14 protein-coding genes are annotated in these 15,833 nt (G+C 64.0%); 7 read left to right on the top strand and 7 right to left on the bottom strand.

Going from position 1 to position 15,833, the window contains the following annotated elements; genetic code table 11:
- Position 1: 1 nt before the first annotated feature.
- Positions 2-1,009 (bottom strand): glycosyltransferase, encoded by a 1,008-nt coding sequence (locus NKI67_RS29720; protein ID WP_031212751.1) that lies wholly within the window; start codon positions 1,007-1,009, stop codon positions 2-4.
- A 130-nt stretch (positions 1,010-1,139) separates the two neighbouring features.
- Between NKI67_RS29720 and NKI67_RS29725 the strand changes: the two genes are divergently transcribed.
- From NKI67_RS29725 to NKI67_RS29750, 6 genes are all read left to right on the top strand, one after another.
- Positions 1,140-2,942 carry a hypothetical protein gene (locus tag NKI67_RS29725; RefSeq protein ID WP_023679863.1) on the top strand — a complete coding sequence of 601 codons (1,803 nt, stop codon included), beginning with the start codon at positions 1,140-1,142 and terminating at the stop codon, positions 2,940-2,942.
- A gap of 132 nt (positions 2,943-3,074) precedes the next feature.
- Positions 3,075-3,842 carry an SDR family NAD(P)-dependent oxidoreductase gene (locus tag NKI67_RS29730; RefSeq protein ID WP_023679862.1) on the top strand — a complete coding sequence of 256 codons (768 nt, stop codon included), beginning with the start codon at positions 3,075-3,077 and terminating at the stop codon, positions 3,840-3,842.
- Positions 3,842-4,792, top strand: a complete 951-nt coding sequence (locus NKI67_RS29735; RefSeq protein WP_031212749.1) for a 2-dehydro-3-deoxygalactonokinase — start codon at positions 3,842-3,844, stop codon at positions 4,790-4,792. Before NKI67_RS29730 ends, NKI67_RS29735 begins: the two co-directional genes overlap by 1 nt.
- Entirely contained in the window at positions 4,789-5,427 is a 639-nt protein-coding gene (locus tag NKI67_RS29740; protein ID WP_023679860.1) for a 2-dehydro-3-deoxy-6-phosphogalactonate aldolase, read from the top strand. The genes NKI67_RS29735 and NKI67_RS29740 overlap by 4 nt, the downstream gene beginning before the upstream one ends.
- Positions 5,427-6,308, top strand: a complete 882-nt coding sequence (locus NKI67_RS29745) for an SMP-30/gluconolactonase/LRE family protein (RefSeq protein ID WP_023679859.1) — start codon at positions 5,427-5,429, stop codon at positions 6,306-6,308. Before NKI67_RS29740 ends, NKI67_RS29745 begins: the two co-directional genes overlap by 1 nt.
- Before the next feature lie 267 nt (positions 6,309-6,575).
- Positions 6,576-7,634, top strand: a complete 1,059-nt coding sequence (locus NKI67_RS29750) for a D-alanine--D-alanine ligase family protein (protein ID WP_031212748.1) — start codon at positions 6,576-6,578, stop codon at positions 7,632-7,634.
- Here the strand turns inward: NKI67_RS29750 and NKI67_RS29755 are convergent.
- The 6 genes from NKI67_RS29755 to dnaK all read right to left on the bottom strand — a co-directional run bounded on the left by NKI67_RS29755 (position 7,631) and on the right by dnaK (position 13,298).
- On the bottom strand, positions 7,631-7,918 hold the full coding sequence (locus NKI67_RS29755) for a DUF1330 domain-containing protein (RefSeq protein ID WP_023679856.1): 288 nt from the start codon (positions 7,916-7,918) through the stop codon (positions 7,631-7,633). The two genes, NKI67_RS29750 and NKI67_RS29755, sit on opposite strands and share 4 nt — an antisense overlap.
- A gap of 29 nt (positions 7,919-7,947) precedes the next feature.
- Positions 7,948-8,661, bottom strand: a complete 714-nt coding sequence (pyrF, locus tag NKI67_RS29760; protein ID WP_023679855.1) for an orotidine-5'-phosphate decarboxylase — start codon at positions 8,659-8,661, stop codon at positions 7,948-7,950.
- The gene (locus tag NKI67_RS29765) at positions 8,658-9,254 is read right to left on the bottom strand and encodes an NADPH-dependent FMN reductase (RefSeq protein ID WP_023679854.1); all 597 of its coding nucleotides are present in this window, start codon (positions 9,252-9,254) and stop codon (positions 8,658-8,660) included. Before NKI67_RS29765 ends, pyrF begins: the two co-directional genes overlap by 4 nt.
- 60 nt (positions 9,255-9,314) lie before the next feature.
- Positions 9,315-9,920: a phospholipid N-methyltransferase PmtA gene (pmtA, locus tag NKI67_RS29770; RefSeq protein ID WP_023679853.1), complete on the bottom strand. Its 606-nt coding sequence runs from the start codon at positions 9,918-9,920 to the stop codon at positions 9,315-9,317.
- A 117-nt stretch (positions 9,921-10,037) separates the two neighbouring features.
- Complete coding sequence (gene dnaJ / locus NKI67_RS29775) at positions 10,038-11,168, bottom strand: molecular chaperone DnaJ (protein ID WP_023679852.1); 1,131 nt, start codon at positions 11,166-11,168, stop codon at positions 10,038-10,040.
- Positions 11,169-11,381: 213 nt separating this feature from the next.
- Positions 11,382-13,298 (bottom strand): molecular chaperone DnaK, encoded by a 1,917-nt coding sequence (gene dnaK / locus NKI67_RS29780; protein WP_023679851.1) that lies wholly within the window; start codon positions 13,296-13,298, stop codon positions 11,382-11,384.
- A 571-nt stretch (positions 13,299-13,869) separates the two neighbouring features.
- Between dnaK and NKI67_RS29785 the strand changes: the two genes are divergently transcribed.
- Positions 13,870-15,831 (top strand): hypothetical protein, encoded by a 1,962-nt coding sequence (locus NKI67_RS29785; protein ID WP_023679850.1) that lies wholly within the window; start codon positions 13,870-13,872, stop codon positions 15,829-15,831.
- The last annotated feature ends 2 nt before the right edge of the window (positions 15,832-15,833 follow it).

Here is a 15,833-nt window from a genome sequence, read left to right on the forward strand (position 1 = left end):
TCTAGGCCGCGCGCGGGGTCTTGCGCGGTCCGGCCTTCAAAGTCGCGAGCGCGCTTGCACGTTCACGTTCGACGCGACCGGAAGGCATCGACAGATAGAAGATGCGCTTCTGCTCGGCGCGGCCGCGCGACACCGAATCGAGGATCACCCCGGTCACCGCCGCCAGCATCGACAGCAGCAGCAGGCCGACCGACAGAACCCAGGTCGGCATGCGCGGCACAAGCCCGGTTTCGGCGAACTCGATCAGCACCGGCGCCATCAGAAACAGGCTTGATGCCAGGAAGAACACCGAAAAAGCGCCGAAGAAACGCAGCGGCTGCGTCTCCTTCATCAGCATGGCGAACATCCACAGGATCTTCGCGCCGTCGCGAAAGGTCGACAGCTTCGACGAGGAGCCTTCCGGCCGGCGGCCATAGTCGAGTCCGATCTCGCTGACCGGCAATTTGAGCTGCGAGGCGTGCACCGACATTTCGGTCTCGATCTCGAAACCGCCGGAAACGGCGGGAAAACTCTTGACGAAGCGCCTGGTGAAGGCGCGGTAACCCGAGAAGATATCGGTAAAGTCCGAGCCGAACAAACGTTTGTAGAGGCTGTTGAAGATGCGGTTGCCGAAGGCGTGGCCTGTCCTGCCGGCGTCGTTGGCGACGCCGCGCCTGGTGCCCACCACCATGTCGGAGCGCTCGGTCAGCAGCGTGTTGATCAGTTGCGGCGCGTCCTCCGGCGCATAGGTGCCGTCGCCGTCGGCCATCAGGTAGATGTCGGCCTCGATGTCGGCGAACATGCGGCGCACGACATTGCCTTTGCCCTGGCGCGGCTCGCGCACCACGATGGCGCCGGCGGCGCGGGCTCGGAGCGCCGTCAGATCGCGCGAATTGTTGTCGTAGACATAGATCGCGGCGGCAGGCAGCGTTTCGCGAAAGCGCCGCACCACTTCGCCGATCGTCAGCTCCTCATTGTAGCAAGGCAGGAGCACGGCGATGCTCGGCTCATGGCGCACTTCTTGTGGCATTTTTCGTCTCCGGATGCCCTGTGAGGCCCCTGACCGCTCAAGCGCCGGCCTCGCTCGGGCGGCTTTACTATTTATTGAAGCTGTTAAGGCTAGGTTTAAACCGCACCGTATTCCTTCCAAAGGTCCTGATATGAGCACAGCCGACGATGGCGCCTCCATTTGGAGGTCCGATATCGCGCTGGCGCTGCTTGCCACGTTGCCGGCACTTGCCGTCAATGCCCTTGCCGGCTTCCCGGAATTGACCAATGCCGGCGGCGACAACGACAATCTGCTGCGCCTTGTCGAAGTTCGCGACATGCTGGCCAGCCAGGGCTGGTTCGATCTGCACCAGTACAGGATGGGCCTGGAAGGCGGTTTCGTCATGCATTGGTCGCGGCTGGTCGATGCGCCGATCGCCGCCATCATCATCGCCGTATCGGCCCTGACCGGCAGCGCGGCCTTTGCCGAGAATGTTGCGCAAGTGCTGTGGCCGACGCTGCTCTTCTGCCTGACCGTGTTTTTCACCGCCCGCGCCGCACGCAGCTTTGCCGGTGACAGCGCCGTGCTGCCCGCTGTCGTGGTCGGCGCTGCCGCACTGTATTTCATTGGCATTTTTTCGCCTGGCGCGCTCGATCACCACAATATCCAGCTGATGCTGAGCATGGCCAGCCTGAGCCTATTGCTTGAAGCGCCAATGCGCAGGCCGGCGGCATTGCTCTCCGGCCTGTGCGCCGGATTGATGCTGGCGGTCGGTATGGAGACCGCCCCTTATGTGGCCACCATCGGCGCCTCTGTCGCCATGCTGTTCGCCCTCGGCGCCAATGGCGAGAGGCTGATCGCCAGGGATTTCGGCCTCGGCTTTGCCGGCGTGTCCGCTCTCGTCTTTGTCGCCACCATTGCGCCGTCTGCCTGGGGTCAGGCGCAATGCGACGCCTTTTCGACCGTGCAGTTCGTCGTCGCGGCGATTGCCGGAACCGGCCTTGCGGCGATAGCGTCGATCGAGCCGGCCGGCCGCACGCGCCAACGGCGCATCGCCTCACTTGGCCTGCTTGCCCTGCTATTGGGCGCTGTCGTCGTCTTGTTGTTCCCACAATGCCTGGCAGCGCCCTACGCCAACCTCGATCCGCGCCTCAAGGAGCTATGGCTTGATCACATCGACGAGGCGCAATCGCTGTTCAAGCTGCTCGCTGAAGATCCGGCCGGGGTGGTGGCGCGCTATGCCACGCCGCTCATTGCGCTCGTGCTGATGGCGCTTCGCCTTGGCCGCGGTGGCTGGCGGCGGCAGGACAGCCTTGTCGGCGCGCTGCTTGTCGTGGCCTTCATCGTCAGCGCCTGGCAGGTACGCGGTTCGACATTCTCGATCGCCTTCGCCGTCATCCCGCTTGCCGCCTGGATTGCCAAATGGCGTCAACGGGCCGAGGCCAGCGCGTCGCGCGGGGTGGCGCTGCGCATGGCTGCCGTCTGGCTGGTTTCGGTGAATGCGGTCTGGACTGGGGCTGCCGCGGCGACCTCGGTAGCCTTCGACGACAGCAACACCACGGCGGATAATGGCGACGGCACCGATGTCGCTTGCCAGCGCATGGCCTCCTTTGCGGCACTCGGCCGCCTGCCCGGCACCACCGTACTGGCAATTTCCAATCTCGGATCGCCTATCCTGGCCTATTCCGGACATCGCGTCTTCGCTGGGCCTTATCATCGCAATGTCGCCGGCAACCTGCTGGCGCTCGATGCCTTCCTTGGGTCTGATGCCGATGCCAGGACGGTCGTGGCGGATCATCACGTCGGCCTCGTCGCGCTGTGCCCCGGCAGCGCCGAAAGCAAGCTCCTCGCAGCCAAGGCGCCGGCAGGCTTTCTTGCCGGGCTGATGCGCGGCAGCGTGCCGGAATGGCTTGAGCCGGTTGCCGGGACCAGCGGAGCCGCCGTCGAATTGTACCGCGTCCGGCTGGGCAACTGATCGATCGGCGGCCCGTGCGGCCTTTTGTCGGACATAAGTCCTGACAATCCACTCTTTCGCCCTTGCCCGCCCGACATGGCTGGATAGGATGCGCGCCGGCCGACCGCGATCATTGGACCGGGAGAGAATTTCATGATGCCATCGGCACGCTTTGCCGACCTCGAAGGCGCTTCGGTGCTGATCACCGGCGGCGGCTCCGGCATTGGTGCTGCCTTGACCGAAGGTTTTGTCCGCCAGGGGGCAAAGGTCGCCTTCATCGATATCGCCGACCGTCCGAGCCTGGCGCTGGCCGATCGGTTAGACAAGGAGCTCGGCCGGCGGCCGTTCTATCTCAAGACCGACATACGCGACATCGAGGCATTGCGGGTATCAATCGCCAAAGCCGCCGAGGCGCATGGCAACGTGACCGTGCTGGTCAACAATGCCGCTCAGGATGACCGTCATGCCGTCGAAGACGTCACGGTGGAGTTCTGGGACAACAACCATGCCATCAACCTGCGCCCGCATTTCTTCAGCGCACAGGCGGTGGCGCCGGGCATGAAGCGGGCCGGCGGCGGCTCGATCATCAACTTCACCTCGACGTCGTTTCTCATCAACCATCCCGATATGCCGGCCTACACCGCCGCCAAGGCCGGCATCGTCGGTCTCACCAAGGGTCTTGCCGGCAAGCTCGGCGTCGACGGCATCCGTGTCAACGCGATCGCGCCCGGCTGGGTGATCACCGAGCGGCAGAGAAAGCTCTGGGTCACCGAAGAAGCGCTCGCCGCTCATGTCGCCAAACAGTGCATCAAAGAGGTGATGCAGCCGGAAGACATTGTCGGCACCGTGCTGTTCCTGGCGTCGGATGCCTCACGCATGCTGACCGCGCAGATGCTGATCGTCGATGGGGGGTTCCTGTGATCTCATCGAGCAAGGCAGCTTCCGTCGCGGCCGTCGACTGGGGCACCACCCGTATGAGGGTCTGGCTGCTCGACGGCGCCGGCAAGGTTCTCGCCGAGCGGCGCGGCGATGACGGGCTGATCACCGCCCAGGCTAAAGGATTTTCGTCCATTCTTGAAGGGCATCTGGCTGCACTGGGCGCAGCCGAGGCGCTGCCGGTCATCATTTGCGGCATGGCCGGTTCGCGCCAGGGCTGGCTGGAGGCGCCCTATGTCAGCGTGCCGGCGCCGATCGGCGCTATTCTCGCCGGCGCTGCCCGCATCCCCGGCCAGCGCCGCGACATCCGCATCGTGCCCGGCCTTGCCCAGCGTCTGGCCGACGCCCCGGATGTCATGCGCGGCGAGGAGACGCAGCTTGCCGGCGCCGGTTTGCCGGCAAAGGGACGCCATGTCGTCTGCATGCCTGGCACGCATTCGAAATGGGTGCTGGTCGAGGACGGTGCCGTTGCCGGTTTCGGCACCTGGCCGACCGGCGAGCTGTTTTCGGTGCTGGCCGCGCACTCGATCCTGCGCCATTCGCTGGGCGAGCCGCCGAAGCCGGTTGCCGCCGAAAATCCATTTTTCCGGGAGTGGTGCCTGAAGGCGTTGGCCGAAGGCGGTGACATCGGTTCAAGACTGTTCTCGATCCGCGCCGCCAGCCTGCTGCAGGATCTGAAGCCCGAGGATGCCGCCGCGTGCCTGTCCGGCCTGCTGATCGGCGGCGAGATCGCTTCGGCAAATCGCCGTTATGGGGCGAGTGCCGTGCCCGTCGTGCTGATCGCGTCGGGCGCACTTGGCACGCTCTATGCCGACGCGCTCGGCCTTGCCGGGCTCGCGGTCAGGGTGGTCGACGCCGACGAGGCGGTGCGTGCCGGTCTTGCCGAAGCCGCGCGCGAAAATGGCATGATCGCCGGAAATGGAGTTGCCGCATGACAGAGACCGCACCTTTTCCAAAGCTCGAGCGGGGTCTGGTCGCCATCCTGCGTGGCCTCAAGCCAAGCGAGGCGGTGGCGATCGGCCAGGCGATCTTCGGCGCCGGTATCGAAGCGATCGAGGTGCCGCTCAACTCGCCCGATCCTTACGCCTCCATCGCCAGCATTGTCGGAGCGCTTCCTCCAACAGCCTTGGTCGGTGCCGGCACGGTGCTCAGCGCCGCCGATGTCGACGGCCTGCACAAGGCCGGCGGGCGGCTGCTGGTCAGCCCCAATATCGATGCCGAGGTCATGGGCCGTGCCATGCACTACGGCATGGTGACGATGCCCGGCGTGTTCACGCCGACCGAGGCATTTCAAGCAATCCGGCTCGGCGCCTCGGCACTGAAATTCTTCCCGGCGAGCGTGCTTGGCGCGGCGGGCATTTCGGCGATGCGCGCGGTGCTGCCGGCCAGTGTGCTGGTCGGCGCGGTCGGCGGCGTTTCGGATAAGGATTTTGCCGGCTACAAGGCAGCCGGCGTCAGCGTCTTCGGTCTTGGCTCGAGCCTGTTCAAGCCGGGCATGAGCGTCGACGAAGTGGCAGCGCGAGCGAAAGCCGCAGTTCAGGCCTGGGACGCGGCGTTTGGAGTGGCATGATGAGCGAGACCATTGTTTCGGTTTTTTCCGACCATGTCTGCCAACTCGGGGAGGGACCAAGCTATGACCCTGCCACCGACACGCTCTACTGGTTCGACATCGTCAACGGCCAGCTCCTCGAACAGCGCCTGTCGGGCGGTGCCGTCAAAATCCACGAGCTCGGTCAGATGGCCAGCGCCATCTGCATCATCGACGACCAACGCCAGCTGATCGCCACCGAGACCGGTCTGCATGTCCGCGACGTCGCGACCGGCAAGCTGACGCTGCACACGCCGATCGAGGCCGACAATACGGTCACCCGCTCGAACGATTCACGCGTTCACCCTTGCGGCGCCCTCTGGGTCGGCACCATGGGCAAGGGCGAGGAGAAGGCCGCCGGTTCGATCTACTGGTTCTTCAAGGGCGAGCTGCGCCGGCTCTATGCCGACGTCACGGTGCCCAATTCGATCTGCTTTTCCGAGGATGGGACGATCGCCTATTACACCGACACCAGCACCGGGCTGTTGATGCGCGTCGGCTGCGATCCGGCGACCGGCCTGCCGGTTGGCGAACCGAAGGTCTTCGTCGACCACCGTTCGGCCAAGGGCTATATCGATGGTTCGGTGCTCGACCGTGACGGCATATTGTGGAACGCCTGCTGGGGCGGCAGCGTCGTCGAAGCCTATGGACCCGACGGCAAGCTCGTCCGTTCGGTGGCGATGCCGGCGACGCAGCCTTCCTGTCCGGCTTTCGTCGGCAGGAATGCCGACCGGCTGGCGGTCACCTCCGCCTGGTCGGGCAAGAGCGAGAAGCAGCGCCTGCTCGACCCGCAAGCCGGCATGACATTTATGCTCGACATTCCAGTCAATGGTCGCTTCGAGCCGCGTGTGCTGATTGGCTGACCATGATCCCGAAAAGTGGGAACCGGTTTTCGGAAAAGATCATGGTCAAACAGGAAGATGGCGCCGTTGCTGTCGTGCAGGCGTCCGGCTGACGTCGGTTCCGCGAAAGCCGAATGCATTCGCCGTGCGATGCTAGAACGGTTCATCGTTTCGCGGGAACGCTGAACCGCTCTATCTCTTTGTTTTGACGCAATTCCGGACGGAAAACCGTTTCACACTTTTCCTGGAATTGCTTTAGCAATCGTGCTGCCGGGAAATCGTTCGATCATGTCAAGCCGCAAGCCGAAGCTGATCCTTGTCTACGAGCCAGAAAAGGCTTGCTTCGATCGGCTGGTTGCCGATAACCACGTGCCGGAGCGTGCCGCCGAAATTGCCTCCTATCTGGCGCAATCGACCGATATCGCTGCTGAATTCGACGCACTTGCCGCCGCTTGCCAGAAGCGCGGCCCGTCGTTTGCGCCGGTGGCGCTCGACGACGCCGCAAGCGTTCTCGCCGGCGAGGACCCGAAGACCACGCTAGTCTGGACGCTGACCGACGGCATCGCCTATTTCCGCGGCGGCGCGGCACCAGCTCTGGCACGGCTGAACGGCCTGGAGGCGATCGGCGCCGACGATGCGCTTTTCGCGCTCTGCCAGGACAAGTTCCGTTCAGGCGCCGTGCTCGGCGCGTTCGGCTTGCCGGTGCCGCAGGCGGGCCTTGCCCGTGACGGCGCCTGGCTGGTCGCGCCGCCGGCTTCGCCCGCCGGCTGGTTCGTCAAGCCGAACCGGCTCGGCGCCAAGATCGGTATCTGGCCCGATTCGCGCTGCCACGATCTCGGCCATGCGCTGGAGCTTAGCCGGCGCGTCTTCGCCGCCTATCGCGACGATGTCGTCGTCCAGCCCTATGTCGCCGGCCGCAACGCGCGCGCCAGTTTTCTCGGATTGAGGCCGGATACCGGCGTCGAGGCGCTGGGCATCGCCTTTGTCGATTCAGGCGGCGATTTCCAGACCATGCAGGACAGCCTGGCGCTTTACGGCAATACCGGCGAAGCGGCCAAAGCCACGGGAAATTACGCCGAGCCGTTGCTGCTGCCGGTCGCCGGCAGCCAGCCTCTGGCTGATGCAAGGATCCGCAACATCGCCGAAAGCCTGATGGTCGGGCTTGGCCTGCGGGATGTGTTTTCCATCGATTTCCGGGTCGAAGCCGACGACAGCGTCCACCTCATCGAGTTCGAGGTCTGCCCCGGCCTGCCCTGCTTCGATTTCCGCGATTACTGTCGCCAGCAATGGGGCTTGAGCCTCGCCGATGCGATGGCGGAGGCAGCGGCGAACCGGCTTCTCGCCTAAATCCCCTCGACCAGCACGATTTCGCCCTCGGCCACCTTCTGGCGGATCGCGACGGCGCGCTGGTATTCGGGAGAGTGGTAGCAGTCATGCGCCGCCGCAAGCGACGGAAACTCGATGATCACGTTGCGGTCGCGGCCCGGCCCCTCGGCCTTCTCATGCGCGCCGCCGCGCGCCAGGAACTTGGCGCCGAAGCGGTCGAAGGCCGGTTTGGCAGCTGCGACATAGTCCTTGTAGCCTTCCGCATCGCGCACGTCGACGCGAGCGATCCAGTATCCCTTGGGCATGGCATTTCTCCGAAATGGTTTTGGGGATGTTACGCGGAGCGCATTTCGTCAAGGATGGCTTCCGCCGCCGCCCGCCTGTCGGCCGCACCGACGATCGGCCGGCCGACGACGAGATGGCTGGAGCCGTTACGGATCGCCTGCGCCGGCGTCACCACCCGCTTCTGGTCGCCATGGTCGCTGCCCTTCGGCCGGATTCCCGGCGTCACGACCGCCAGGTCGGGGCCGACGATGCGGCGCACCGCCTCAGCTTCCTCGGCCGAGCAGACGATGCCGCCCATGCCGGCATGCAGCGCCTGCTCGGAGCGCCTCAGCACCAGTGTATGCGGATCATACTCATAGCCGGCGTCGATCACGTCCTGCTCGTCCATCGAGGTCAGCACGGTGACCCCGAGCAGGCAAAGGTCGCTGCCCCTCGCGGCCTCGACCGCCGCCTTCATCGTCTTCGGATAGGCATGGATGGTCAGCATGCTCATGCCCATCCTGGCGATGTTGTCGACCCCCTTGGCAACGGTGTTATCGATGTCGAGGAGCTTCATGTCGAGAAAGATCCTAGTGCCGCCGCTGGCCAGCTCGCGGGCGAAATCGAGCCCGCCGGCAAAGGCGAGCTGGTAACCGATCTTGTAGAAGGAGACGATCCCGTCGAGCTCGCGCACCGCTTTCTCGGCTTCCTTCAGCGTCGGCAGGTCGAGGCCGACGATCAGCCGTTCCTGCATCGTGTCGGCATGCGCGGCGTCCGGGATCATGCCTCGATCCGCGTCGACAGCATGCGCGAGGTTTCGATCAGCGTTCGGCATAGGTGCTCCATCGATTGGCGTAGTCTTTCGTCCCGGAAGTTGCCCTCGTCGTCGAAGGCGTAGCCGCCCTCCGGCACCGAACACTCCGGTGTCACCACCTCCATCCGGCAGCGTACCAGAACGGCGCGCAGATGGTTGATGCAGCGTATCCCGCCGAAGGGTCCGTTGGAAGACGAGCAGAGGCCGGCGACCTTGCCGGCAAGCGGCCTGAACGTCCGGCCGCCATCCTTGCGCAGCTGGCTCACCCAATCGATGCTGTTCTTGAGCAGCGGTGGAATGGAGCCGTTATATTCGGGCGTCGCGATCAGCAGCCCGTCATGGGCGGCGATCATCCGGCCGAGCTTGACGGCGTTGTCGGGAATGCCTTCGTCCTTTTCCAAATCCTGGTCGAGGATCGGCAGCGGATAGTCGGCGAGCGAGATGCGGGTCACCTCGGCGCCCTGCATGGCAAGTTCCTTCTGTGCCACGTCGGCGGTCCTGCCGCTATAGGCGCCGCTGCGCAACGAACCGGCGACGACGAGAATTTTCGGGATCACAGCCATGGGTCTGCCTTGTCACCCGATGGGTATAAGACAAGTGCTATTCAAACCCAACGCTTCAATTCATGCGGCCCCGCGTCGGTAGATCCAAAGCTGCGTCGGCGGAATGTTGCGGATGACGAAATGGAAATGCTCGACCGTATAGTCGCCGCGGCCCGGCGGGATCGGCGACAGCGGCCCGTAAGTCAGCTGCACGATCGGCCGGCCCGCCGGGATACGGTCGAGCAGGCTCTCGACATAGGCGATGCGCTGGGCGACAGGGAAATTGAGCAGCGGCACGCCCGATATCACAGAATCGAAGATCAGGTCGCGCTTGTCGCCAAGCGTCGCGTCGAGATTGAAGGCGTCGCCCTCGATGACGTTGACGCCTGGATAAAGCTGGCGCAGATGGCGCACGAAATCAGTGGAATATTCGACCGCGTAGAGGTTCTCAGGCTTTATGCCCTGGGCGAGGATGGCGCGTGTGATGACGCCTGTACCGGGCCCGACCTCGAGCACCGGCAGGCCGGATGTCGGATCGACGATCGAGGCCATCTTGCCTGCGGTGATGGAACTGGTCGGGACGATCGAACCGACCGCCTTCGGCTTGTCGATCCAGCCCTTGAAGAACTTCAGCTCGTCGTCGAACTTTTCCGCCAGCGTCTTTCGCAGTCCGGGACTACGCGTCATCGAAAGTCCTCCTCAACGCTCCCTCGCATGCTACTTAACAGTTACGAGGTGCAAGACAAGTCGAATCCCCGGATAAGGTGTTGATGACGCTCGGGAAGCGTTTTCCAGGGATCAGCTTCAGTGCTCGCCGAACGTTTCGAAAAAGTCTTTCATGCGGGCGAAAAATCCGCTCGACTGAGGCGAATTGTCCTTTGAGGAAAGCTGCTCGAATTCCTCCAGCAATTCGCGCTGACGGCGCGAAAGGTTCTGCGGCGTCTCAACCACGGTCTGGATGTAGAGGTCGCCGATATTGGGCTGGCGCAGCACCGGCATGCCCTTGCCCTTGAGGCGGAACTGGCGACCGTTCTGGGTGCCTTCCGGCACCTTCACCTTCGTCTGGGTACCGTCCAGTGTCGTCACCTCGAACGAGCCGCCAAGCGCTGCCGTCGTCATCGAGATCGGCACCTTGCAATAAAGATCGGCCCCGTCGCGCTGGAAGAATTCGTGCGGCTTGACCGCGAGGAAGATGTAGAGATCGCCCGACGGGCCGCCGCGCAGGCCGGCCTCGCCCTCATTGGCCAGCCGGATGCGGGTGCCATCCTCGATGCCGGCAGGGATGTTTACCGACAGCGAGCGCTCCTCGGTGACACGGCCCTGGCCGGCGCATTTCGGGCACGGATCCTTGATGGTCTGGCCGCGCCCCTGGCATTGCGGGCAGGTGCGCTCGATCGAGAAGAAGCCTTGCGTGGCGCGCACCTTGCCGTGGCCGTTGCACATCGAGCAGGTGACGGGCTGGGTGCCAGGCTTGGCGCCGCTGCCCGAGCATTCCGAGCAGGAGATCGAGGCTGGCACCCGAATCTGCGCGGTCTTGCCGGAAAATGCCTCTTCCAGCGTAATTTCCATATTGTAGCGCAGGTCGGCGCCGCGCTCGCGGCCGCCGGACGAGCGGCGCTGGCGCCCGCCCATCATGTCGCCGAAAATGTCTTCGAAAATGTCGGCGAAACCGCCGGCGCCAAAGCCTTGCGCCCCGCCATTCATACCGCCGTGCTCGAAGGCGGCGTGGCCGAAGCGATCATAGGCGGCGCGCTTCTGCGGGTCCTTCAGTGTCTCATAGGCTTCGTTGATTTCCTTGAACTTGTGCTCGCAGGCATGGTCGCCTGGGTTGCGGTCGGGATGGAACTGCATGGCGAGCTTGCGAAAAGCGCTCTTGAGCTCCTTCTCGTCGGCGCCCTTTTGCACGCCTAGCGTTTCGTAAAAATCAGCTTTCATGTTTTCCCGCAGTCCGGATAGTCAACGTCTTGAAGCATCGTTGCGTCGTTTGCCGGCACGCTGTTCCGATTTAGGTGTGATGGAGCCGCGATGCCAGTGTCTACGAGGCTTTGTCCGCATTTTTTCGGGCAGCTCAGCGTTTTTCCGGCAAAGGGTTGCAAAAAAGCCCGGCTGTGCGCCGGGCTTTTTCCCTTACCTGTACCGTCAGGCGGTTCAGGCCGACTTCTTCTTCTCGTCGTCTTCGTCGATTTCCTCGAAGTCGGCATCGACGACGTCACTGTCCTTGGCGGCATCAGCCTTGGCGTCGGCCTCGGCGGCTTCCTTCTGCGAAGCCTCGTACATGGCCTGGCCGAGCTTCATCGAGACTTCGGCGAGCGTCTGCGTCTTGGCCTCGATCTCGGTCACATCGTCGCCTTCGGCAGCGGTCTTCAGCGCCGCGATCGCATCGGCAATCGCCGTGCGGTCGGCCTCGGAAACCTTCTCGCCGTATTCCTTCAGAGATTTCTCCGAGGAATGCACCAGCGCCTCGGCCTGGTTGCGGGCCTCGACCAGCGCGCGCCGCTTCTTGTCGGCTTCGGCATTGGCCTCGGCGTCCTTGACCATCTTCTCGATGTCGGCGTCCGAAAGGCCGCCGGACGCCTGGATGCGGATCTGGTGCTCCTTGCCGGTGCCCTTGTCCTTGGCCGAGACGTTGACGATGCCGTTGGCGTCGATGTCGAAGGTGACCTCGATCTGCGGCACGCCGCGCGGCGCAGGCGGGATGCCGACCAGATCGAACTGGCCGAGCGCCTTGTTGTCGGCGGCCATTTCACGCTCGCCCTGGAAGACGCGGATGGTCACCGCCGACTGCGAATCCTCGGCCGTGGAGAACACCTGGCTCTTCTTTGTCGGAATCGTCGTGTTGCGTTCGATCAGCCGAGTGAACACGCCGCCCAGCGTCTCGATGCCGAGCGACAACGGCGTCACGTCGAGCAGCAGCACGTCCTTGACGTCGCCCTGCAGCACGCCGGCCTGGATAGCGGCGCCCAACGCGACGACTTCATCCGGGTTGACGCCCTTGTGCGGCTCCTTGCCGAAGAACTGCTTCACGATCTCCTGGATCTTGGGCATACGGGTCATGCCGCCGACCAGGACGACTTCGTCGATTTCGCCGGCCTTCAGGCCGGCATCCTTGAGCGCCGCCTTGCAAGGATCGATCGTGCGCTGGACGAGATCCTCGACCAGGCTCTCGAACTTCGCCCGCGTCAGCTTCAGCGTCAGGTGCTTGGGGCCGGTGGCATCGGCGGTGATGAAGGGCAGGTTGATCTCGGTCTGCGTGGTGGACGACAGCTCAATCTTGGCCTTTTCAGCCGCTTCCTTGAGGCGCTGAAGGGCGAGCTTGTCGTTCCGCAGGTCGATGCCCTGTTCCTTCTTGAACTCGGCTGCCAGATATTCGACCAGACGCATGTCGAAATCCTCGCCGCCGAGGAAGGTGTCGCCATTGGTCGACTTCACCTCGAACACGCCGTCGCCGATTTCGAGCACCGAAATATCGAACGTGCCGCCGCCAAGGTCATAGACGGCAATCGTCTTGCCTTCCTTCTTGTCCAGTCCATAGGCAAGCGCGGCCGCCGTCGGCTCGTTGATGATGCGCAGCACTTCGAGGCCGGCGATCTTGCCGGCATCCTTGGTCGCCTGGCGCTGGGCGTCGTTGAAATAGGCCGGAACGGTGATGACCGCCTTCTCGACCTTCTCGCCGAGATAGGCCTCCGCCGTTTCCTTCATCTTCTGCAGGATCATCGCCGAGATCTGGCTAGGCGACTGCTTCTTGCCGCCGGCCTCGACCCAGGCGTCGCCATTGTCGCCCTTGACGATCTTGTAGGGGACAAGCTTCTTGTCCTTCTCCGTCACCGGATCGTCGTAGCGGCGGCCGATCAGGCGCTTGACCGCGAAAATGGTGTTCTCAGGATTGGTAACCGCCTGGCGCTTTGCCGGCTGGCCGACGAGGCGCTCGCCGTCGCTGTTGATGGCGACGATGGAAGGGGTCGTGCGCGCGCCTTCCGCATTCTCGATGACCTTGGATTCCTTGCCGTCCATGATGGCGACACAGGAATTGGTTGTTCCCAGATCGATACCGATTACTTTTGCCATTTCTCTAATCTCTCCGCTAAGCAGGCTCTCAGGACCCGTACAGGCGTTCCGACGAAAGCCCCTGTTCACAAGAAATTCCGCTCCGGCAACCGGCATTCGGCGCTGGACGGCTTGGCGCGTATATAAGAACAGGCTGCGTGGCGCGCAAGCATTCTGCGCAAGGCGTTCACCTTTCATCGCGGTTGATCGGATTCGGGACCGGCAGGCCCGTATTTTCCGGCGGTGATCCAGCCGGCCCGGCCCCCGGCCCATGAACCTTTCCGCCTCGCCCCGCGACTGACGCTCAGGTGCCGCGTGGTGCGGCCCCGGAAAGGAAAGCCCCATGACCACAGATCCAGAGGCTCCATGGTCTCCGGGAACAGCAGGAACTCAGCGCGACCATCGCCTTCGGGACCGGGTCGATGCGCTGGGCTTTTCGCTGGTTCCGTTGACCCTGCGCGGACGCAGGCGTATCGTGACGTTGAGGAAAGCAGACAATTCGATCAGGGATGAACGTGCCGGAACGCCGCGCCTTGCCCTGATTTGCGCGCCGGGACCGGATGCTTCTCCCATGACCTGTGGGGGGAGATCCATGTCTTGCGACCACGGCGCGTTCGTGCGCTCTCGTGCCGGCCGTTTGCGCCGCGCCATCCAGGCTGCCAGCGGATTGTCGATCTTGGCGCTCGCCGCTGGGCTCTGGCTCGGTGGCTCGGCCCAGGCTCAGGAAACCCAGATCATCTATCCCGGCTCAATGGCAGTGACCGGATTCTCCGGCACCATCATTCCCAATTTCGAGGAAGGCCTGCCGCCGGGCGTCGATCCCGTCGACGAAACCTTCATCGACACGGCGCGCGCGACCTTGCGCATCTTCGACGTCTCAAGGCTGGGCGGGCCGGCGTCTGGCCAATTGGTCTTCACCCCGCCACCGTTCGAGGTCACGGCCGGGCAAATCGGCCAGGTGTTCGGCATCACCTACGACGACGGCGTGCGCGACGGCGTTCCATCGGCCATTCCAAACCTCTATGCCGGCGCCACGTCGCTGCACGGCATCCGCATAGTCACGCCAGACGGCGACGCCGACGGCCGGCCGGAGCGGCAGCGCCGCGGCACGGCTGACGCGGTCTTCATGGACGGCCAGTTCGGCACCGAAAACGGCGGCGGCTCCGGAACGATCTGGAAGATCGACGGCATCACCGGCGCCGTCTCGAAATTCGCCGATATCGACGCCAATAGCGGTCCCGGCATCGGCGACGTCACTTTCGACAATATCCACCGCCAGTTCTTCGCCAGCGATCTCGACACCGGCCTCATCCACCGCATCGACGCCAATGGCGCGCTGCTCGACACGTTCGACCACGGCATAGCCGGCCGCCCGGCGCACGGGCTTGCCGCCCTTGCCGACGACGGCTCGGTGATTGACATCCAGGGTGCTGCCTTCGACAGCGAGGACCCCGACAGCTGGGGCTACACGCAGGACGAGCGCCGCGTCTGGTCGGTCGCCTATCGTGGCGGCCGGCTCTATTATTCGGTCGGTGATAAGGCGGAGATCTGGTCGGTGGGCGTTGCCGGCGACGGCAGTTTCGCCGGCGACCCGCGCTGGGAACTGACGGTCAAGGCCGACAAGGATTACGCGGTCACCGACATCGCCTTCGACAACGAGGGCTTCATGTACCTGGCCCAGCGCGGCCCGGTGGAGAACCGCTACGACTACAGCCAGTTCGCCGATTCCGGCAAGGGTGAGGTCATCCGCTACTGGCGCGAAAATCCGGACGATCCGGCGACGGAATCGGCCTGGGTGGAAGTGCCGCAGGAATATGCGGTCGGCTTCCCGCAAGACAACCGACAGTCGGCCGGCGGCCTCGACCTGCAATATGGCTACGATGCCGAAGGCAATCTCGATACCGGCGTCTGCACCGACACGCTGGTCGATACCGGCGACAAGTTGCGCGACAACCCGGAGCTTGCCGAACAACTCGCAGCCGGCGGGCCGCTCGCCGTGCACGGCGTGCAAATCACGCCGACGGCACTGGTCAAGCCGGCCAACATGCCGCCTTTCGGCGCGTGGTTCGTCGACTTCGACAATTATTTCGAAGACCCGGAAGTCGAAGGCCATGTCGGCGACGTCGAGGTCTGGCGCCCCTGCGAAGGCCGTGCCGGCTATTACGAGCAGGTGCCGGGCGGCTATCTGCCACCGTTCTATCCGCCGGACTTTCCGCCCCCCGGCAATCTGCCTCCTTGCCTTGATGTCGAGGATGTCAGGTATTTCTGCACGCCCCCCGGCCTCGAGGCCGATCTCTATCTCCATGACCATGCCGGCTTTGGCGGCGATTCGATCAAGGCTCTGTCCAGGACGCCTGGCGTTGGGGTGACTTCACCTCTGTCGCATGCGCCCGGCGCGCCATACACGATCGGCATCACCGGCCATTACCCTGGCGATACGGTCGATGTCGGGCTCTGCTTCTACAGGCAGTCCGATAGCGACAAGGGTGGCTACTACCCTTGCTGCAAGATGACCTTGCGGCTCAGAACCCCAGCCGTCAGCTGCGAACCGTGAGG

Origin of the sequence: Mesorhizobium sp. M0408 (assembly GCF_040321495.1) — a bacterium.
Lineage (GTDB): Bacteria > Pseudomonadota > Alphaproteobacteria > Rhizobiales > Rhizobiaceae > Mesorhizobium.